General features: G+C 62.9%; 18 protein-coding genes. 9 read left to right on the top strand and 9 right to left on the bottom strand.

All coding sequences use genetic code 11. The features are described 5' to 3' along the window. Positions 1-110: 110 nt before the first annotated feature. The 3 genes from WDB91_RS17725 to WDB91_RS17715 are packed head-to-tail and all read left to right on the top strand — an operon-like array spanning position 111 to position 3,481. Positions 111-1,067: a LysR family transcriptional regulator gene (locus tag WDB91_RS17725; RefSeq protein WP_339115475.1), complete on the top strand. Its 957-nt coding sequence runs from the start codon at positions 111-113 to the stop codon at positions 1,065-1,067. Next, positions 1,064-2,479, top strand: a complete 1,416-nt coding sequence (locus WDB91_RS17720) for an NAD(P)/FAD-dependent oxidoreductase (protein ID WP_339115474.1) — start codon at positions 1,064-1,066, stop codon at positions 2,477-2,479. The genes WDB91_RS17725 and WDB91_RS17720 overlap by 4 nt, the downstream gene beginning before the upstream one ends. A 12-nt stretch (positions 2,480-2,491) precedes the next feature. Next, complete coding sequence (locus tag WDB91_RS17715; RefSeq protein WP_339115473.1) at positions 2,492-3,481, top strand: membrane dipeptidase; 990 nt, start codon at positions 2,492-2,494, stop codon at positions 3,479-3,481. A gap of 57 nt (positions 3,482-3,538) precedes the next feature. Here WDB91_RS17715 and WDB91_RS17710 read toward each other — a convergent pair whose 3' ends face one another. Continuing rightward, a complete protein-coding gene (locus tag WDB91_RS17710) occupies positions 3,539-4,984 on the bottom strand; it encodes an aminotransferase class V-fold PLP-dependent enzyme (protein ID WP_339115472.1) in 1,446 nt (481 codons plus the stop codon). 105 nt (positions 4,985-5,089) lie between these two features. On the opposite strand from WDB91_RS17710, the gene WDB91_RS17705 reads away from it, so the two are divergent. Beyond that, complete coding sequence (locus WDB91_RS17705) at positions 5,090-5,551, top strand: Lrp/AsnC family transcriptional regulator (protein ID WP_339115471.1); 462 nt, start codon at positions 5,090-5,092, stop codon at positions 5,549-5,551. Between the two features lie 23 nt (positions 5,552-5,574). On the opposite strand, the gene WDB91_RS17700 is transcribed toward WDB91_RS17705, so the two are convergent. Then, positions 5,575-7,095 (bottom strand): aldehyde dehydrogenase family protein, encoded by a 1,521-nt coding sequence (locus WDB91_RS17700; RefSeq protein ID WP_339115470.1) that lies wholly within the window; start codon positions 7,093-7,095, stop codon positions 5,575-5,577. Between the two features lie 175 nt (positions 7,096-7,270). Between WDB91_RS17700 and WDB91_RS17695 the strand changes: the two genes are divergently transcribed. Next, entirely contained in the window at positions 7,271-8,191 is a 921-nt protein-coding gene (locus WDB91_RS17695; RefSeq protein ID WP_339115469.1) for a LysR substrate-binding domain-containing protein, read from the top strand. Positions 8,192-8,222: 31 nt separating this feature from the next. Here the strand turns inward: WDB91_RS17695 and WDB91_RS17690 are convergent, their stop codons facing one another. Continuing rightward, positions 8,223-9,467, bottom strand: a complete 1,245-nt coding sequence (locus tag WDB91_RS17690; RefSeq protein ID WP_339115468.1) for an NAD(P)-binding domain-containing protein — start codon at positions 9,465-9,467, stop codon at positions 8,223-8,225. A 49-nt stretch (positions 9,468-9,516) separates the two neighbouring features. Between WDB91_RS17690 and WDB91_RS17685 the strand changes: the two genes are divergently transcribed. After that, positions 9,517-10,251 (top strand): gamma-glutamylcyclotransferase, encoded by a 735-nt coding sequence (locus WDB91_RS17685; protein ID WP_339115467.1) that lies wholly within the window; start codon positions 9,517-9,519, stop codon positions 10,249-10,251. Between the two features lie 325 nt (positions 10,252-10,576). Here the strand turns inward: WDB91_RS17685 and WDB91_RS17680 are convergent, their stop codons facing one another. The 5 genes from WDB91_RS17680 to WDB91_RS17660 form a co-directional block, all read right to left on the bottom strand. Beyond that, positions 10,577-11,719, bottom strand: coding sequence for a P1 family peptidase (locus WDB91_RS17680; protein ID WP_339115466.1), 1,143 nt, complete (start codon positions 11,717-11,719; stop codon positions 10,577-10,579). Positions 11,720-11,722: 3 nt separating this feature from the next. Then, a complete protein-coding gene (locus WDB91_RS17675) occupies positions 11,723-12,535 on the bottom strand; it encodes an ABC transporter permease (protein ID WP_339115465.1) in 813 nt (270 codons plus the stop codon). After that, entirely contained in the window at positions 12,532-13,416 is an 885-nt protein-coding gene (locus tag WDB91_RS17670; RefSeq protein WP_339115464.1) for an ABC transporter permease, read from the bottom strand. Before WDB91_RS17670 ends, WDB91_RS17675 begins: the two co-directional genes overlap by 4 nt. Continuing rightward, a complete protein-coding gene (locus WDB91_RS17665) occupies positions 13,413-14,474 on the bottom strand; it encodes an ABC transporter ATP-binding protein (protein ID WP_339115463.1) in 1,062 nt (353 codons plus the stop codon). Before WDB91_RS17665 ends, WDB91_RS17670 begins: the two co-directional genes overlap by 4 nt. Before the next feature lie 91 nt (positions 14,475-14,565). Continuing rightward, positions 14,566-15,585: a spermidine/putrescine ABC transporter substrate-binding protein gene (locus tag WDB91_RS17660; RefSeq protein ID WP_339115608.1), complete on the bottom strand. Its 1,020-nt coding sequence runs from the start codon at positions 15,583-15,585 to the stop codon at positions 14,566-14,568. Positions 15,586-15,695: 110 nt separating this feature from the next. On the opposite strand from WDB91_RS17660, the gene WDB91_RS17655 reads away from it, so the two are divergent. The 3 genes from WDB91_RS17655 to WDB91_RS17645 all read left to right on the top strand — a co-directional run bounded on the left by WDB91_RS17655 (position 15,696) and on the right by WDB91_RS17645 (position 19,720). Beyond that, positions 15,696-16,562 (top strand): MurR/RpiR family transcriptional regulator, encoded by an 867-nt coding sequence (locus tag WDB91_RS17655; protein ID WP_339115462.1) that lies wholly within the window; start codon positions 15,696-15,698, stop codon positions 16,560-16,562. A 130-nt stretch (positions 16,563-16,692) separates the two neighbouring features. Further along, positions 16,693-18,426: a type I secretion system permease/ATPase gene (locus WDB91_RS17650; RefSeq protein ID WP_339115461.1), complete on the top strand. Its 1,734-nt coding sequence runs from the start codon at positions 16,693-16,695 to the stop codon at positions 18,424-18,426. A 1-nt stretch (position 18,427) separates the two neighbouring features. Then, positions 18,428-19,720: an HlyD family type I secretion periplasmic adaptor subunit gene (locus WDB91_RS17645; protein ID WP_339115460.1), complete on the top strand. Its 1,293-nt coding sequence runs from the start codon at positions 18,428-18,430 to the stop codon at positions 19,718-19,720. Between the two features lie 53 nt (positions 19,721-19,773). Here WDB91_RS17645 and WDB91_RS17640 read toward each other — a convergent pair whose 3' ends face one another. Further along, positions 19,774-20,256, bottom strand: a complete 483-nt coding sequence (locus WDB91_RS17640) for a heme-binding protein (RefSeq protein WP_339115459.1) — start codon at positions 20,254-20,256, stop codon at positions 19,774-19,776. Positions 20,257-20,398 lie beyond the last annotated feature (142 nt).

Here is a 20,398-nt window from a genome sequence, read left to right as displayed (position 1 = left end):
CAGCTCATGAACTGGTCTCACGGCTGATTATAATTTGCAAGCATTCTTGACTTGTCACTATATATAATTCGGATGATAGTAGGGCAATGATGTCAAGCGCGATTGATAAAATGATGGATGTTCGGGCCCTCGAGGCCTTCGAGGCGGCCATGTCCTGCGGCTCGATGACGGCCGCCGCAAAGCAGCTGAATATCGCGCAACCGACGGTGACCCGTCTGGTAAAAGAGCTCGAGGCCGAGGTCGGGTTCGATCTGTTCCACCGTAATGGCCCGCGGATCACGCCTACCGATAAAGGACTGAAATTTCACGAAGAAGCCCGCCGCGTGCTGGGCGGCCTCAAACTGATCCGCGACCGCGCCGAAGCGATCCGCAGCGAACGGCAGGAAGCTCTGGACATTGCCGCCACGCCCACGATGGCGGGCGGTCTGGTGGCGCCTGCGCTGCAGCTTCTGGCCGAAGACCTGCCGCAGGATGTCGATCTGCAGACCATGACTGCCGATCATGTGGTCGAGGCGCTTCGCAACCGCACCGCCGATCTGGGCATCGCGGGCTTTCCGCTCGATGCCACGGGCCTCGTGGCCCATGTGCTGTGCGAGAGCACGCTTGTGGTGGCCCTGTCCGACAGGGCAGCCCGCGCCTATCCCGATGGCCGGTTCCCGCTACGCGATCTTGCAGGCAAGCGGTTGATATCCGCCGGAAACCGCTACCGGCTACGCCCCCATATCGACGCCGCGATGCAGGCTGCCCGCATCCGCCCCTCGGGCTCGATCACCTCCAATTCCTCGCTCAATGCGATCATGGCCGCGCGGGCCGAACTGGGCGTGGCCATCATCGATCCGGTCACCGCCTACGGCATTCCGGTCAAGGGCACGACGATCCTGCCGCTCGACACACCGATTCCCTATCTCTGGGGCCTGTTCAGCGACAGCCATCGCGTGACCACCCCCGCCCAGACGCGCTTTGCCGAGATGTTCCGGCAGGTATGCGCCGATCTCATCCCCGATTGCCGCTTTCCCAACCCTTCCGAAAACGACGCCATCGCCCAGACCTCTAGGATGTTGCCATGACCTCCCCCATCGGGCTGCCTGCCCTCGAAGCCGATCTTGCCCGCCAGAAGACGCTGCTGAACCTTCCGCCCAGGGCATGGATGCCGCGGACGGATGGCGTTCTGGATGTGGCGATTATCGGGGCGGGGCTTTGCGGGCTGGTGGCCAATCTGGCGCTCTCGATGGAGGGTATTTCCAATGTGCGCCTGTTCGACCGCGCGCCCGCACATCTCGAAGGGCCGTGGATAACCTATGCCCGCATGGAAACCCTGCGCACCGTCAAGGAGGCTGCAGGCCCCGCGATGGGCATTCCGGCGCTGACATTTCGCGCGTGGTTCGAGGCACAATGGGGCTTCGACGCGTGGGAGGCCATGCATCTTGCCCCGCGCGGGATGTGGATGGATTACCTGATCTGGTATCGCAAGATGACCGGCGCGGATGTGCTCAATGACTGCGATGTCACGGCGATCACCCCCGAGGGCGATCTGTTCCGTCTGACCACCTCGCAGGGCACATTCATGGCACGCCGCGTGGTGCTGGCAACAGGGCTCGATGCGCTTGGCGCGCCCCGTCTGCCTGCCGTCGCGCAGGGGCTCCCCAACGGCAAGGTCTATCACTCTGCGGATGTGTTCGACACCAGGAGCCTGAAGGGCAAGCGGGTGATCGTGGTCGGCGCTGGTGCCTCGGCCATGGATAATGCCGCAACCGCTCTCGAGGAAGGCTGTGCAAGGATGGACCTTCTGGTCCGCCGCCCCGCCATTCCGGTGATCGACAAATTTACCGGCACCGGATCGCGTGGCATGACCGCAGGCTATGTCGGCCTGCCCGATGATGTGAAATGGCAGATCATGGACGAGGGAGACCGCTTCCCTGTGCCGCCGCCCAAACATTCGGTCGAGCGGGTCGCGCGCCATCCGAACGCGCATCTGCATGTGGGCGCGGCCGTGCTGGCTGTGGAGGAGACCGCAGAGGGCATCCGTGTCACCACCCCCAATGGTGCGATCGAGGCGGATGTCGCGATCTTTGCCACAGGCTTCACCATCGATCTCGACGCCCGTCCCGAGCTGGCGGCCTTCGCCGGCCGGTATAGGACATGGGGCGATGTGGTGGGGCCCGAGCGCGCCGCTACCAATCAGGGCCTTGCCTCGCATCCCTATCTGGCGCGTGATTTCTCCTTTATCGAGAAGGCTGGGGGCAGCTGCCCCTCGCTCAAGCGCCTGACCTGCTTTGCCTATCCGGCGGTGCCCAGCCACGGCAAGGTCACCTCGGGCGTGCCCTCGGCCTCCGAGGGCGCGCGGCGTCTGGCCTCGGGGCTCGTGCAATCGCTCTTTGCCGAGGATGCCCAGATCCATCTCGACCGTTTCCGCGATTACGACACGCCCGACATGACGGGCGAAGAATGGCTGCCCGCCGATCTTACACCGACTGCCTGAGAGGATACCCAAGTGACCGATACGTCCCTCCATTCCCGTTCCATCGTCATCGACGCCCTGCAATGCTCCGATTTCAACCGCGAGATCCTGCTCGAGGCGCAAAAGGGGGGCGTGACCGCAATCTCGGCCTCTTCCGTTTTGTGGGAAGATTTCCGCGGCGGCATGGACTATATCATCATGTGGAAGCAGAAACTGGCAGAGAATGCCGATATCGCCATGCCCATCAAGACACTGGCCGATATCGAACGTGCCAAGGCCGAAGGCAAGGTCGGCATCATCTTTGGCTGGCAGAACACCTCTCCGGTGGAAGACAGGCTGGACTATTTCGGGATCTTCAAAGATCTCGGCGTCAATATCATGCAGCTGACCTATAACACGCAGAACTTTTTCGGCGCGGGCTATCTGGAAGAGAAAGACAGCGGGCTGACCGGCTTTGGCCGCGAGGCGGTGGATGCGATGAACGAGGCAGGGATCATGATCGATCTCAGCCATGTGGGCATCCAGACGTCGCTTGATACCATCGCCTATTCCAAAAAGCCGGTCGCGGTGACCCATTGCCTGCCGCGCGGCCTGCGTGATGTGCCGCGCAACAAGCCCGACGAGGTCTTCAAGGCCTGCGCCGATAAGGGCGGTGTCATCGGCACCTCGCTCTTTGCGCCGGGTCTGGCGGCGGGCAATGATGCAAGTGTCAAGGATGTGATCGACGCGATGGAATATACGATGGATCTGGTGGGCGAGGACCATGTCGCCATCGGCACCGATTTCAACCATAACCGCGCCCGTCCCGGCCCGTGGCTTCTCTGGGCCAACAAGGACAAGGGCACAGGGCGCACACTGACCGAATTCGGCTCGGCCAAGATCACCAAGCCCGAGGGCATCCGCCGCAATGACGAATTCCCGAACCTCACCGCCGAGATGCAATCGCGCGGCTGGTCGGAAGAGCGCATCACCAAGATCCTCGGGGCCAACTGGCTGCGGATGTTCGCCCAGACCTGGGGCTGAGACCCTGAGACAAAAACGGCGGGAGATATCTCCCGCCGTTTGTCATTCCACCTCTGCTCACCCCTCGAGCGGCACGAACCTAGCGGTCGCCGGATCGGCGCTATATCGCGCGACCATCGAAGCCGCGTCCTTTGACAGCTGCGTCACCGCATCGATGATGCGGGTCAGATCCTCCTCGTCATGGCACCAGCTCAGATCGAGCCGCGTCCAGCCGGGCTTGGCCAGTTCCTCGCCCGCCTGCAGCCGTGCCAGCAGCGCCTCGGAGGCCGCACGATCAATCTCCAGCAGACGGTGCGCATAGGGGCCCGCGCAGGCACAGCCGCCCCGCGCCTGAATGCCGAACCGGTCCGACAGCATCCGCGTGATCAGCTGCGGGTGGATCTGCTTGCCAGCCTCATCGAACATCTGGAAAGAGAAGATCGGCAGCGCAGCCGCCTCCGGTTTGCCAAGGATTTTAAGTCCCTTCAGGTCGCGCCATGCCTCCAGTGCACGGGCGCGCAGGACCACCTCGCGGTCATGCAGCCGCTCGGTGCCGATGGCCGTTTTCACCATCAGCGCGAGGGCCGCGCGGATATCGCCGATCACATTGGGCGTGCCCGCTTCCTCACGCGCCTCGACGCGCCCCGAATAGACCTGCGTCCAGGGCGAAACGAAAGATACCGTGCCACCCCCCGGCGCGGCAGGCACCTGACGTGCCACGATGGTGTCGCGGATCAGCGCGACGCCGGTGCCGCCCGGACCGCCGGCGAATTTATGCGGCGAGAAGATGATCGCATCGATCGGCGCGCCTTCCAGATCCATCCGCATCGCCAGATGCGGCGCACCACAGGCATAATCCCAGATCGACAGCGCACCATGCGCCTTGAGGAGTTTGGTCACCGCCGTCACATCGGTGAGCTGGCCTGTCACATTCGACGCCGCCGAGAAACTGCCAACGATCAGATCGGTCCCTTTGGCCGCCACAAGACGCGCCTCCAGATCGTCCATATCGACCCCGCCACAGACGGCCTCCCCGATCTCGATCACCTCCGCCCCGCTTTCGCGCCAGGGCAGGATATTCGAGTGATGCTCGTAAGGCCCGATCAGCACCGTCACTTTCTCGCCTGCCGCGCGCCGTGCAGGGATATCCAACAGCCCGATCACACGGGTGATTGCCCCCGTAGCCCCCGATCCGGCAAAGAGCACATGACAATCGGGGCCACAGCCACAGGTTTGCGCGATGATCTCGCGCGCCTCGGCCCGCATCCGTGTGATCACGCGACCGCAATGCGAGGCCTCGGTATGGGAGTTGGAATAGATCGGCAGGATCTCGGTCATCACGAACGCCTCCACCTGACGCAACGCGCGACCGGACGCGATATGATCGGCATAGAGCATCGATTGCGTGCCAAAGGCGGTCTCGAACGCCATGCCCCGCCCGATCAGCCCCTCACGGAGCCATTCGATGATATCGGGACGGTCGAGTGAGGCCTGGAAACGCTGGAGCGCGGTAAGAGCAGTCATGGGGAGGATCCGTTGTTGATTTCCCTAACCCTACGCCGCGACTTTCGCGGATTTTCACCAAATTGATTGCTTGGCAGTATATAGTTTGGGTCATATGATCGAAAAATGGAAAAGAATCTCGATCATATCGACCGTCGCATCCTTGCCGCGCTCCAGCGTAACTCGAACCGTTCGCAGCGCGAGCTGGCCGATGAGGTCGGTCTGTCGCAAAACGCGCTCTGGCGGCGGCTGAAGCTGCTGGAAGAGGCCGAGGTCATCACCGGATACACGGCCCGCATCGACCGCGCGGCGGTGGGCATGGGGCTGGTGACATTCTCGATGATCCGCACACGGCACCATTCGGGGGACTGGCTCAAACGCTTCCGCCAGCATCTGCACACCATCCCCGAGGTCGTGGGCTTCTACCGCATTAGCGGCGATTACGACTATATGCTGAAGATCGTGAGCGAGGATATCCGCGCGTTCGACGCCGTCTACCAGCGCATCACCGAGAAAATCGAGCTCGATACCGTCACCTCCTATTTCTCGATGGAGGCAATCATAGATGACGGGCCCCTACCGCTGTAAGGGCCCGTTATGTCGGGAAAAAATCAGTCGATATCGAAGACGACGCCCTGCGCCAGAGGCAGCTCCTTGGAGTAGTTGATCGTATTGGTCGCGCGGCGCATATAGGCGCGCCACGCATCCGAGCCGCTCTCGCGCCCGCCGCCGGTTTCCTTCTCGCCCCCGAAAGCGCCCCCGATTTCGGCCCCCGAGGTGCCGATATTCACATTGGCGATGCCACAATCCGAGCCCCGTGCCGAGAGGAACATCTCCATCTCGCGCAGATCGGTGGTGAAGATCGACGAGGACAGCCCGCCCCCCACATCGTTATGCGTCTCGAGCACCTCGTCGAAATCGCTGTATTTCATGACATAGAGGATCGGCGCGAAGGTCTCGCGTTTGACCGGACCCGCCTGCTCGGGCATCTCGACCAGCGCGGGTTTCACATAATAGGCCGCATCCGGCCCCACCTGTTCACGCGCGCCGCCATGTACCACGCCGCCCATCTGGCGGGCTTCCTCCAGAGCGGCAACCATACCGTCATAGGCGGCCTTGTCGATCAGCGGCCCGACAAGGGCGGCCGTCTCCAGCGGGTTACCCACGGTGACCGAGGCATAGGCCTTTTTAAGCGCGGGCACGAGCTGGTCATAGATGCTCTCATGCACGAAAAGACGGCGCATCGTGGTGCAGCGCTGGCCTGCCGTGCCCATCGCACCAAAAGCAATCGCGCGCAGCGCCATGTCCAGATCCGCCGAGGGGCAGACGATGCCCGCGTTATTCCCGCCAAGTTCGAGGATACATTTGCCAAAGCGCGCCGCCACTTTCGGCCCCACGATCCGCCCCATGCGGGTCGATCCGGTGGCCGAGATCAGCGCGACCTTCTCGTGATCCACGATCACCTCGCCCAGTTCCGGTCCGCCCACCAGCACCTGCGACAGCCCCTCGGGCGCATCGGCGCCGAAGCGGGCCAATGCACGCTCGAATACGGCCTGACAGGCAAGGGCCGTCAGCGGCGTCTTCTCGGAGGGTTTCCAGATGACGGGATCGCCGCAGACAATCGCCAGCGCGGTGTTCCAGCACCACGGCGCACAGGGGAAGTTGAAAGCGGTAATCACACCCACCACGCCCAGCGGATGCCATGTCTCCATCATCCGGTGGCCGGGACGTTCGGTGGCGATGGTCAGACCGTAAAGCTGGCGCGAGAGACCCACGGCGAAATCGCAGATATCGATCATCTCCCGCACTTCGCCCAAGCCTTCGGAAGGCGATTTGCCCGCCTCGATCGAGACCATGCGCCCGAGATCGGCCTTGGCCTTGCGCAGTTCCTCGCCGTAGAGCCGGATCAGCTCGCCACGGCGCGGAGCGGGCACCATGCGCCATTTGCGGAAGGCTGCCTGCGCTCCGGCCACCATCGCCTGCGCCTCGTCCAACGTATGGGCATTCAGGGTGGCCACCACCTCACCCGTCACTGGCGAGATCACATCCATTCCTGCGGCATCGAGCGCGACCTGCGCGCCGCAGGCCTCCATGGTCTCGCGGGTGATGGTCGAAAGGGGTTTGCTCAGCATGGTCATGTCCTTCGCGTTGGCTCCGAAAGCCCGATTTGCCAGAACCCTAGCGGCTTGCCCCAGCCCTGCCCAGCAAACAATCGGACTACCCCCATTCCGCCCGCGCATGGCGCCTTGAGGGAAGACCTTCGCCCGCAGAGCTGCTAGATCTGGCCCGAGACCGGAGGAATCCCCTATGATCGAGCGCCGCAACCTGCCGGATATGAAGATGCTTCAGACCTTCGAGGCCGCCGCCCGCCACGGCAATTTCACCCGTGCCGCCGAGGAGCTTGCCCTGACCCAGAGCGCGGTCAGCCGGCAGATCCGCGAGCTGGAGGCGCAGATCGGGTTCGGGCTCTTCGAGCGGGTGCCCGGACGGGTGGTGACCACACAAGAGGGACGCCGTTTCCTCCATGATGTGGAGCGGCTTCTGGCCATGGCGGAGACCACCATGCGCCACGCGCGCGCGGGCCTTCCCGACCACCAGATCCTTGCCATCAATGCACTGCCCACCTTTGCCGAACGCTGGCTCCTACCGCGGCTCGACGGCTATCTGGGAACCCATCCGCAGACCCGTTTCGACATCACGACCCGCCGCGGCATTTTCGATTTCACAACCACGCAATGCGATCTGGCCATCCATTACGGCCAGCCGCTCTGGCCTGGGGCGGTCTGCACCTATCTGTGTAGCGAGATCGTTCTGCCTGTCGCGGGCGGGGCGCTGCGCAAGGGCGGCCACGTCACAGTCGGCGATCTGGCCTCCGCGCCCAAGCTGCATGTCAGCGAGCGACCGAGCCTTTGGGCGGACTGGTTTGCCACGATGGGCTCGGACGAAAAACCGCAGAACGGGCACTGGTTCGACCAGTTCTCGCTGACAATCGAGGCGGCAAAAGCCGGTCTGGGCTACGCGCTCCTGCCGCGCTACCTGATCGAGGCCGAGCTTGCCTCGGGCGAATTGACAGTGGTGCTCGAGGCTCCACATTCGACCGACCAGGGCTATTATATCGTGACACCCGAGGGCCGCAGCCAAGCGGTGGAGACCTTCCGCGACTGGCTTCTGTCACAGGTCAGCTTCCGGCCGCTGGCCCGCGATGGTCAATCTTCAATCATAGGATGAACTACGCCCGATATCCCTCCGGCATTATGCACTAACCTTCCCGCCTCAGATCGGCCAGAACCTCTCTCACCGCGGCCCGTCCCGCCCGGGTCGCGCCCACGGTCGAGGCACTCGGACCATAGCCCAGAAGATGCAGGCGCGGATGTCCCTCCACCTGCGTCGCCAGCCGTCCCGTCATGGTAATGCCGCCTCGCGCGTTGAACAGCCCGAGCCCTGCCAGATGCCCGAGCGCGTTGCCGAACCCCGTCGACCAGATCACCGCATCCGCCCTATGGGCCGTTCCATCGGGCAGGATCACCGCCTCTTCCGTCATCTCGGTGAACATGGGCTTCGGGTCCAGCACCCCGCGGCTCCGCGCGCGTTCGAGCACCTCCGAGGGCGGCAGGTCGGTGGCCGAGACCAGCGATCCGGGCGGCAGCCCTGCCCGCACCCGTGCCTCGACCCGGGCCACCGCCGCGCGGCCATGTTCGGGCAGGAACGGGCCCTCATGGTAGCGCGGCGCGCTTCGGGTCGCCCAGTAGCAATGTGCCACCTGCGAGACCTCCTCAAGGATCTGGATCGCCGAGATCCCGGCCCCGACCACCACCACCTCCATCCCGCGAAACGGCGCCGCGTCGCGATAGCCCTGCGCATGGATCTGCAGACCCGTAAACCGCTCCGCCCCCGTGATCGCGGGCCTGTAGGGCGCGTCCCATGTGCCTGTCGCATTCAACACCGCCCGCGCTGAAATCCGCCCCCGATCCGTCTCCACGAGATAGCGCCCGCCTCGCAAGCTGACCTGCCGGACAGAGACGGGCCGATGCACCGGCAGGCCGAACCGCACCTCATACTGGTGGAAATACTGCGGCACGGCATGCGCCGCCTTGATTTCGGGGCTGTTCTCCAGCCCGAGGCTCTCGGCCAGACCGAACCCGCCCGGCAAGTCATGCACCCCGTTGACCGTGCTGAGTGTCAGCGAGGGCCAGCGGAACTGCCACGCCCCGCCCGCTTCCGGTGCATGATCGAGGATCGTGAAATCGCGATCGGGCCGGAGCCCCGCCTCGCGCAGATAATAGCCCGCCGACAGCCCCGCCTGCCCGCCGCCGATCACGACGACGTCGAGTCTGGGAATGGCGCGCGGCTGGGTTGGGCGTATGCTTTCCATATCCGGACTATGGGCCGGATCCGCCGCCGCACCAATCCGGCAGGCAAACAGAGCGTGCTTGGCCCAAACGCACAGGCGCCAGACATTCTGCGGACGCGAACATGCCCCTGTCTTGCCAAAGCCGGTGGCCATCCGCTGCGGTTTTCTCTAGCGTCGCGACTGTCTGATCAGGAGCCCCGTCATGAGTTTTGCCCCCGATGCCTTCCGCCACCATCCGGGATTGGCCGACAAGATCCGCGATCCGGCGGTGAGTTTCTTCCGCGATCTCGATATGGCCGAGATCGACCGGATCTGGGCCGAAGCAGGAGAGCAATCCAACCCGCGCTATGACGATGCGACCCGCGAGGCGATGCGCCACGAGGCACTGGCGCCCTATCGCGGCAAGGATCTGTGGGTCTTTGCCTATGGCTCGTTGATGTGGGATCCGGCGGTCTATTTTGCCGAGGTCCGGCGAGCGCGGCTCGAGGGATACCGGCGCAGCTTCTGTCTGGTGGACCGCTCGGGCGCGCGCGGCACGGCGGAGGCACCGGGTCTGATGGCCGCGCTGGATCACGGGCCCTATTGCGACGGTTTGGTGTTCCGTCTGGCCGCCGAGACGGCGGATCGCGAATCCGAGATCATCTGGCGGCGCGAAATGATGGCGCCATGCTACAAGGCTGTTTTTGCCCCTGTGGAGACCGCGCAGGGTCAGGTGGAGGCGCTTTGTTTTGTGGCCGATCCCGAGGCCGCCATGATCGAGACCGGCATCTCGCATCACGACCAGCTGCGCTATCTGGTAACCGGCACGGGGCGGCTCGGTAGCAGCCGCGAGTATTTGGCCAATGTGCTGGCGGGATGTCACGAGCTGGGCATTGCCGATCCGGCCCTCGAGGCCCTCCTGCGCGAGGTGGACGGGCTGCGCGAGATGCGGCCCTAACGGGCGGCAGATCCCAATCCGGCAGTAGCACCGTGATTTGCCCTGTCGGCCACACCCCCTGCGCCTCCGCATCGATGCCAGTATCAACCTAATCCTGAAAGACGATCTGCGGCACCCGATGCGCGGAACGGAAAGGCTGCGTGCAGGTGGCGCCCGCTCCCCACAAGAGCCCGTAGAAAACGCCGACTAAACATTGCCTTGTGACATCAAGCCCGATGAACAGGCCCTCCCGCATCCGGTCTCTCTCTCGTTCCAAAATCTCGGCGCCAGATCATCGGTCGCGCCCCCCGCAAACAGAAATCCGTCGAAAAGACCGCAGGATCAGTCACATGGCAACCCGCTCAGGCGCGTCCGGGCATAGATCGCTCGCCCGTAACGCCGCCATAAGAGCCTCGGGATCGATGGCCTTGCAGGTGCCGCCGCCTTCAGGGCGGGCAATCGCCACATCCTCGGCGGCCAGCATCGCGTTGAGCACCGCCTCCTCCACCGCCTCTACCGCGGCCAGATAGACCGGATCGAGGAGCTCGTCATTGAGGCTCACCATCTGCCGCCACGGGCCCGAGAGCTGCGGCAGATCCATCTCGTTAGCGGTCGAGAAGGCAAGGAAAATATCGCCGGAATTGTTACCCCCCGGGGTGCCGCCGCGCCCGATGCCAATCGACGCCCGCCGCGCGATGCGCTCAAGCTGCCCCGATTGCAGCGGAATATCGGTGGCCAGCACCACGATGATGGAGCCCCGCTCCGCAGTCATTCCGGGGATACGGTGTTCGGAGAACTGTCCCCCCACCTTCTGGCCCGCGACCGTCAGCCACGGGCGTAACCCGTGATTGGCCTGCACCAATGCGCCCAATGTAAAGCTCTGCCCGTCCAGCATGATCCGCCGCGACGAGGTGCCGGTGCCGCCCTTGAATTCGTAGCAGATCATCCCTGCCCCGCCGCCGGTATTGCCCTCGGCCACAGGGCCCGTGCGGGCGGCATCGATTGCCTGACGGGCATGCGCTTCGGTGACGTGCATCCCGTTGATATCGTTGAGAACACCGTCATAGGTCTCGCCCACCACCGGCAGCGCCCAGAGGTGGTTGTGTTCCCAAATATCGGCATAGGTCTCGATCATCCAGCGGGTCGCGGCCTGATGGGCCGCACCCACCGCATGGGAATTGGTGATCAGGATCGGCCCGCAAAGCCAGCCGCCATCGCGCACCCAATGCGCGCCCGTCATCTCGCCATTGCCATTGAGGCTGAACTGCCCCGCCCAGACCGGTTTCGGCTGCGCATCCCGCCCGCGGGGCAGGATCGCGGTAACGCCGGTCTGCACCGGAATGCCGCGCGTGGCCAGCGACGGATCTCGTGACGAAAGGAGCTCCATCGTCCCCACCTCGACCCCTGCCACATCGGTAATAGCATTTAGCGGGCCGGTCTCTCCCCCAAGGGCGATCCCGAGATCGCGGGCGCGTTTCTTGTCAGTCATGGGTCAGGTCTTTCGGGAGCGGATATAGAGGCCGATGCCCGCCACGATCACCGTGAACAGGAGCATCAGGGTCGCGATGGCGTTGATCTCGGGTTTGATCCCGCGCCGCAGCATGCCCCAGATATGGATCGGCAGGGTGGTATTACCGGTGCCGGCGATGAAATAGGTGATCACCAGATCATCCATCGAGATGATGAAGGCCAGAAGCCCGCCGCCCATTACACCGGGCGCGATAGCCGGCAAGGTCACCTTGCGGAAGGTCTGAGCGGGGGTAGCCCCCAGATCGGCCGAGGCCTCCTCGATGGCCGGATCATATTGCGCAAGCCGTGCCGAGACGGTCACAAAAACATAGGAGATCAGGAAGGTGCACTGGCCAAGGATGATCGTCACGACCGAGAGATTGATCCCGATAGTGATGAAGAAAATCAGAAGCGCGATCCCCAGCACGATATCGGGCATAACCATCGGCACCATCATCAGCATCCGGTAGAACCCCGCCAGCCGGAACCGGTAGCGCGCCACCGCCAGCGCAAGTGCCGTGCCGAAGGCGGTCGAGATCACGGAGGTCGAGAAGGCGACGATCAGCGAGGTGCGAATCGAGGCATAGAGCTGGTCGGTGCTGTCGATATAGGTGGAGCTGTCCGAGAGCGCGGTCTTGATGCCGAAGAGCTCGCGATACCAGTCAAGCGTGAAGCCGCTCCAGATCATCATATTGACCGGATTGGCGTTGAAGGAAAACACCACGACCAGCAGGATCGGCGCATAGATGAAGACGAAGAAGGCGATGCCGTAAAGCGTCAGATAGGGGCGTTTCATGCGCGGCCCTCCCTGCGGCCAAGCCGTAACTGCACGACCAGAAGCACCAGCACGGCGGCCATCACCAGCATTGCCAGCGCCGAGCCGAAAGGCCAGTTGCGCGCCGACAGGAACTGCTGCTCGATCAGGTTGCCGATCATCACGACCTTCGCGCCGCCCAGAACCGAGGGCACGATGAAATTGCCCATGGCAGGGATGAAGACAAGGATCGCCCCGCCCAATATCCCGGGGAATGTGGCAGGCAGGATCACCTTGCGGAAGGTTTGCAGGCGCGTGGCCCCCAGATCGGCAGAAGCCTCGATCTGGGCGGGGTCCAGCCGTTCAAGCGCGCCGTAAAGCGGCAGAAACATGAAGGGGATGAACACATAGGTCATGCCAAGGATCACCGCGAAATCGGTATAGAGCAGCTCGAGGGGCGCATCGATCAGCCCCAGTGCCATCATGCCCTGATTGAGAAATCCGGTAGGTCGCAGGATCAGCACCCATGCAAAGAGTCGCACGATCAGGCTGACGAAAAACGGCAGCGTGACCAGAAACATCGCCAGATTGCGCGTGGTGGGGCGCATTCGCGAGATCCAGAACGCCGCCGGATAACTGACAACCAGTGTCGAGAGCACCGTCAGCGCCGCCAGTTCCAGCGAGCGGGCGAAGATCTGCAGATAGACGGGGTCGAATTTCTCGTATTTCGTATCGGCCCAGCCGAGGATGCGCCCGTAATTGAGATGGAAGAAGCTCCATTCCACCCCGCCATAAAGACCGGGCATCAGGAAACTGTAGACGAGCATGATGACGAGCGGACAGAAGAAGAAAAACAGCAGGAAGGCGGTGGGCACCGACAGGAGCCCGAAAAGCTGGACACGCTTGCGCAGGGCCAGTTTCATCGCGTCACCTCATCGATCAGATGCAGATCGCCCAGAGAAGCATAAAGCCGGATTGTGGCGCCCTGTTCGGGCACCCAACCGCCCGCGCGCAGGAGCGCGTGCAGCGGGCCGAAAGACGCGGTCTCCAGCGTGATCTGACGATCCTTGCCGGTATAGGCCTCCGCGGTCACAATGCCATCGAAGGTCAGATGCGGGCCCTCGGGCGAGGTCAGATGCAGCGCCTCGGGGCGCAGCATGGCGGTTGCCTCGGCCCCTTTATGCGGGCTGGCAAAGCGCTGGCCATCCGCCAGCTCCGCTTGCCCGCCCGCGATACGCACGGGCATCAGGTTGCTCTCGCCAAGGAAGCGCGCGGTGAAGAGGTTCTCGGGGCGGCGGTAGAGTGCGGCAGGCGTGCCCAGCTGCTGGATCTGCCCGCCTGCCAGAACGGCGATCCGGTCGGACATGGTCAGCGCCTCTTCCTGATCATGGGTGACAAAGATGAACCCGATCCCCAGCTCGCGCTGGATCGATTTCAGCTCCTGCTGCATCTTCTGGCGCAAGTTCTTGTCAAGCGCCGAGAGCGGCTCGTCGAGCAAAAGCAGCTTGGGCTTGCCCGCCAAGGCCCGCGCCAGAGCCACCCGCTGCTGTTGGCCGCCCGACAGCTGCGAGATCGACCGTTTCTCCAGCCCCGAAAGGCCTACCAGATCAAGCATCTCGCCCACACGCCTCTTGATCGTGGCGCGGTTTTCACCCGCGATTTCCAGCGCATAGCCAACATTTCGGCCTACCGACATATGCTCGAACAGCGCGTATTTCTGGAACACGGTATTGACGGGGCGCTTATGGGCGGGCCAGTCCGTCATCGCGGTGCCATCGATCAGGATATCGCCCGCATCAAGGCTCTCGAACCCCGAGACCATCCGCAAAAGCGTGGTCTTGCCACAGCCCGAGGGACCCAGAAGCGTGACAAATTCGGCCGAGCCGAGTTTGAGAGACACCTTGTCAAGCGCGATCAGCGTGCCGCCTTCGGGTGTGCGGAAGCTCTTGCTGGCGTTGAAGATTTCCAGAGGTGCAGCCATGGTCGTCCAGTCTTTCCGGCCCACGAAAACACAAGGGGCTGTCAGGTATTAGGGGGTGGGAGAGGCCCCGAAGGGCCTCTCCCGTCACTCGTTACTGTGCGGTTTTGATCCGCGTCCACTCACTATTATACAGCTGCAGGTCGCGCCCCAGATCCTCGAAGATCTGGAGTTTGTCCAGGACGTCCTGCGGCGGGTAGATGGTCTTGTTATCGGCGATCTCCTTGGGGATCAGCGCCTGTGCCGATGTGTTGGGCGTGCCGTTCATCTGCTGCTCGACATTGAGCGCGGCAATCTCGGGCTTGAGGTAGAATTTCAGGAATTTCACGGCATTGTCGAAATTGGGCGCCGTTTTCAGCACGCAGATATCTTCCTGATACATGGTCGCGCCTTCTTCGGGGATGATATAGCCCAGCGTGTCGGGATGCTCGTTCACGAAGATATTCGCCCCCACATACCATTGGGCTGCCGCCACATCGCCCGAGGTGACCAGCGGGATCGAGTCATAGGAGAAGGCCGAGATGCCCTTCTTATGCGCGATAATATAATCGGCGGCTTTCTCGACCTCGGCCTCGTCGGTGGAGTTGACCGAGGTGCCGTTCATGATGTGACCGACACCGATCACCTCACGCAGATCGTCGAGCATAATGATCTTCTTGCCCGCATCGCCGAGCGCTAAGAAATCCTTCCAGCCGGTGATATCGCCTGCCAGCGCCTTGTTATATACGATGCCCACATTGCCAAAGGCATAGGGCAGGCAGAATTTGCCCTCGGGGTCGGTCTTGGCGCGCAGGAATTGCGGATCGATATTGGCGAAGGCGGGATCCTCGTTGATATCGGTCTCGGCCAGAAGATCCAGGTGGGACATGATGTCCTGCATATGGACCGAGGGGAAGACGATGTCATAGCCCGTAGCCCCCGCCTGGATTTTGGCCAGCATCTCCTCGTTCGAGCCATAGGTATTGAGGCTGACCTCGATCCCCGTCTCTTCGGTGAATTTCTCCAGAACCGCCGGATTAATGTAATCGCCCCAGTTATAGAGCGCGAGTTTCCCTTCGGCCTGCGCGCCCAGCGGGGTCAGGGCAAGCACGGCCCCGAGCGCAAGATATTTCATCGTCATTCATTTCTCCCCGTCAGGCATGACGTGTTTTTCTTGTGCTCTCAGGGTGGTTGTTTACTGTCATTTTCGTCAAACGTTAGTTTTCTGTCATGCAGAGGTTCTCCATGCCAATCGGGTTTTCCTCCTTTTCCGATGCCCCTCTCGACGAGTTGGCGCGCAAAATTGAAGCAGGCATGGCCGATCTGCCCAAACAGGAAGCAAAAGTTGCACAATATATCCTCCTAAACCTCGCCTCGATTCCCCTCGAGACGGGGCAATCCATCGCCTCCAAGGCCGGCGTTTCCGAAATTACCGTGGGGCGGATGCTGCGCCGGTTCGATTGCGCGGGGATGAAAGAGTTCAAGGCGCTGTTGCGCCAGCGCTATTCGGTCAGCGGCGAGGTGATGGGCCGCAAGAAGACAGAACTCTCGCGCGACTGGCAGGAGCAGCTGACCGTCGAGATGCACGGGGTGCAGATGGTCTATGACCAGATGGAGACCCCCGCTTTCACGCAGGCGCGCGATCTTCTTGCGGGATCGGGAGAGGTCTATGTGACCGGTTTCCAGACCATCCGCGGTCTGGCCGAGGATTGCGCCCGCAGGCTGGCTCTGGCGCGCGACAATGTCCGGTTTCTCTCGGGACATGACTCGATGCTGTCGGAATGGATCGCGTCGGTTCCGGAGGCCGGAAGCTGTCTGATGATGTTCGATGTAATCCCCTATGCCGCCGAGGCCGAAATGATCGCGCGGATTGCCAAGGATCGGGGGGCGGGCGTGGTTCTGATCACCGATGAATACTGCCATTGGGCACAGGGACTAGCCGATGCGGTGATCAATGCGCCCTCGAAAACGGGGCTGTTTCTGGAATCCACGCTCGGGCTGCATGCGGCGGCGAGCCTTCTGGTCCATGCCACCGCCGAGGCGGGAGGGGCGGATGTCGCCGGACGGATGCAGGCATGGAAGCGGATGTCGCACCGGCTGAAGCTGTTCTAGCGCCGCGTTCAGGGTTAAAATACAGCGCATTTTACCGATCAGGCTGATTATCCACGCGACAGAAGAGATCCTTAACAGACGCTCCCTAGCATCGGTCCCGATAAATACATGGGTAGGCAAGGGCGCTGTTATGGCAAAACCATCCTCTGGGCGGCATTCGAACGAGCTGCACGACATCTTCGGTCCGGCGCGCTCCGCCTTATGGGTCGTCGGGATATTCTCGGTGGCCATCAACCTGCTTTTGCTGACCGGACCACTCTTCATGCTGCAAGTCTATGACAGGGTGATCGGGTCGCGCTCTACCTCGACATTGCTGGTGCTGTTCCTGATCGTGGGCTTCCTGTTCACGATGATGGGGCTCCTCGATTATTTCCGCGGTCGCATTCTGTCCCGGATCGGCGCGCAACTTGTGGAACGGCTCGACAGCCGGATCATGCGCGCCACCATGGACCGCACCGCGGCGGGTGGCTTGCGCGGCACACCGGCGACCGGCGCGGCCGAGCTCAGCCGGATCAACGCGCTCTTCGGCTCCTCCGCGCTTGGTGCGGTGTTCGATCTGCCGTTCACGCCGCTTTTCGTGGCGCTGCTCTTCCTCTTCCATCCCCTGATGGGATGGTTCGCGATCGCCTCTTCGCTCGTCGTCTTTACGCTCGCGGTGCTCAATCAGCGCCTGACCCATGCCGCCCATGGCGAGGCCAATCGCGCCGCAGCCGAAGCCGAAATGCGCAGCACTACCATGCGGACCGGCATCGAAACCCTGCGCGGATTGGGAATGAGCAACGAGCTGATGGCCCGCTGGCAAGACGCGCGCGCGCGTGCACTGCATCACGCCATGCAAGCCGCCGACCGCAGCGGCGGCTTCACACAAGCCACCAAAGCCTTCCGGATGTTCATACAATCGGCCATACTGGCACTGGGCGCATGGCTGGTGCTGCAAGGTATGCTGACGGCGGGCGCAATGATCGCGGGCTCCGTGCTGCTGGGCCGCGCGCTGGCGCCGGTCGAACAGACGGTGGGTCAGTGGTCGGCTATCCAGAATGCGTGGATGGCGCGGAAATCCCTGACAAAACTGCTCGAAGAGACCCCCGAGAAACCGGCACCGATGGCGCTGCCGCGCCCTGCCGTGGCCTTGAGCGTGAGCGAGATCCTCGTCGCGCCGCCGGGCACCCGCACCCCCACCCTGCACCAGCTGAGCTTCGAGGCCAGTGCGGGCGATGCGATTGCAGTGATCGGTGTGTCTGCCTCCGGAAAATCGACATTGGCGCGGGCGCTTGTCGGGCTCTGGCCCCCACTTCATGGCGAGATCCGGCTTGGCGGGGCAACACTCGGACAGTTCGACCGCGAGGGGCTCGGACGGCTCCTCGGTTACCTGCCGCAGGAAGTGATGCTGTTTGCGGGCACTGTGTCGGAGAATATCGCGCGGTTTACCGAAGGGGCGGATCCGGAAGACGTGGTCCGTGCGGCGCAGACGGCTGCCGCCCATGAGCTGATCCTGTCCCTGCCCCAAGGCTATGACACGCAACTGAGCGATGGCGCCCCCGAACTCTCGGGCGGTCAGCGCCAGCGTATCGGGCTGGCGCGTGCGCTCTTTGGCGATCCGATCCTTCTGGTGCTCGACGAGCCCAATTCCAGCCTTGATGACGCGGGCACCAAGGCGCTCAACCAGTCCATCGCCATGGCCCGCAAACTGGGACAGATCACGCTGGTCATGTCGCACCGCCCCTCGGCACTGGCGCATTGCAACAAGGTGATGCTGCTCGACAAGGGCCAGATCCGCGCCTTCGGCCCACGCGACGAGGTTCTGCGGACACATGTGAAGAATGCGGGCAATTTCACCCGCCCCCGTGCCGTAGGAGAGAATTGAGATGAGCCGCTATTCCACCCGCATGCCTGTCATCGCCGGTCTGACGGTGCTCGCCCTCGGCTGTGGCGGCTTCATGGCCTGGGCGGTTGCGACCGAGATCGATGGGGCCGTGGTTACACAGGGTCGCGTCGAGGTCGAGGCACGGCGCCAGACCCTGCAACATCCCGATGGCGGCCTCGTGTCCGAAATCCTGGTGCGCGACGGCCAGACGGTCGAGGCCAATGCGCCGCTTTTGCGTCTGGATGAGGCCGAATTGCTGGCCCAACGCAGCCTGCTTCAGGCCAACCTCACCGAAACGCTCGCCCGCATCAACCGGTTGCAGGCGGAGGTCGCCGATTTCGCCCAGATCAGCTTCGATCCGGTTCTCCTGGAGGAGGCCGCACGCGATCCGCAGACCGACCGGCTGTTGCGCTCGGAGATCGCACTCTTCGAATCGCGGCGCGACACACAGGCCCGCACCCTTGAACAACTCGTCGAGCGCAAGAAACAGACCCAGGCCCTCATCGGTGGCTATCAGCGGCAGGTGCAGGCGGGCGAGCGTCAGCTGAATCTGATCCGGCAGGAACTGGCCGATCAGGCGAGCCTGCTCGATCGGGGGCTGACGCAGGCCAGCCGTGTCTCGGCGCTCTACCGGCAGGAGGCGGAATTGCAGGGCAATATCGGTCAGCTGGAGGCCTCGATTGCCGAAGCCCGCAGCTCTATTGCAGGGTTCGAGATCGAGGGATTGCGCACGCAAGCCTCGCGTCGCGAGGAAAGTCAGGATGCGCTGCGCGCCGAACAGCCGCGCGAACTGGAGATCCGGGAACAACTGGGCGTGGTCGAGACCCGGCTGAGCCGTCTCGTTCTACGCGCGCCGATGTCGGGTCGCGTTCTGGGGCTGAAAATACATACCGTCGGGGGCGTCATCACCCCCGGCCAAGAAGTCGTTTCCATCGTGCCACAAGACGTGCCACTGATCTTTACCGTGCGTATCGATCCGGTCCAGATCGACCGCATTCATGCCGGGCAGCTGGCGATGGTCCGCTTCCCCAATTTCAACAGTCGCACCACGCCAAGCTTTGCCGCGACGCTGCGCACGGTCTCGCCCGATACGATCACCGATCCGGCCACGCAGGCGACTTATTATACGGCCGAACTGGAACTGACGGAGGAGGCGCAAACGGAGTTAGGGGATCTGCCTTTGCAACCCGGCATGCCGCTCGAGGCCTTTATCCGCACCGGCGCGCGCTCGCCCGCATCGGTTCTGGTAAAGCCCCTCGCCGATTATATGGCCTATGCTCTGCGCGAGGACTGAAATATAGAAGTCCGGGCCTTACAGCCCGGACTTCCGGTCGGCCGAGGACCGACTTAATTCGCCGCTTTGGTCTCTTCCAGAGCCCCCGCAGCCGCTTTCGCAATCGGGATATCCAGATTGCCATCAGGCGTGCTGACCCCAACGCCACCAACCACGACACCATCGACTTTGATGGGTGAGCCACCCGGCATCGGTGCCAGATCCGGCACGGCCAGAAGGTTGGTCACGCCGTCCTTATTGAGCATATTCATGAACGTATCGGTATCGGTCTGGAACATCGATGCCGTATGGGCTTTGACCAGCGCGGAAGAATTGCAGTTGGTATAGGCGCCCTGCTCACGTTCGAAATAGATCAACGAGCCCTCGGCATTGGAGATTGCGATGCAGCCTTTGACATCGCGATCTTCCATGCCTTTCTTGGCCGCGGCCACGATTTTCGCAACATCTGCGTCTTCGAGAACCGGCTGCATGGTGACCGCGCCTGCCTGAGTGGCAGCGGCGGCGGCAAAGGCCAGGCTGAGTGCGAACATCTTCATAATCAAAATCCTACTTCTTGTCACGGGCAGACCCGTGGGGAGGTTTGACCGTCACAGGCAGCTGTCTGTGACGGTCGTGAACGCCGCGCGCAAAACCATGCGCGCGGCAGGATGCCGTTGGAGGCGGACACCGGACTTTGCG

This window comes from Thioclava sp. GXIMD2076, from assembly GCF_037949795.1.
GTDB lineage: Bacteria > Pseudomonadota > Alphaproteobacteria > Rhodobacterales > Rhodobacteraceae > Thioclava > Thioclava kandeliae.
Note: the sequence above shows the minus strand (reverse complement) of the source record. Positions and strands in the feature narration are given on the sequence as shown.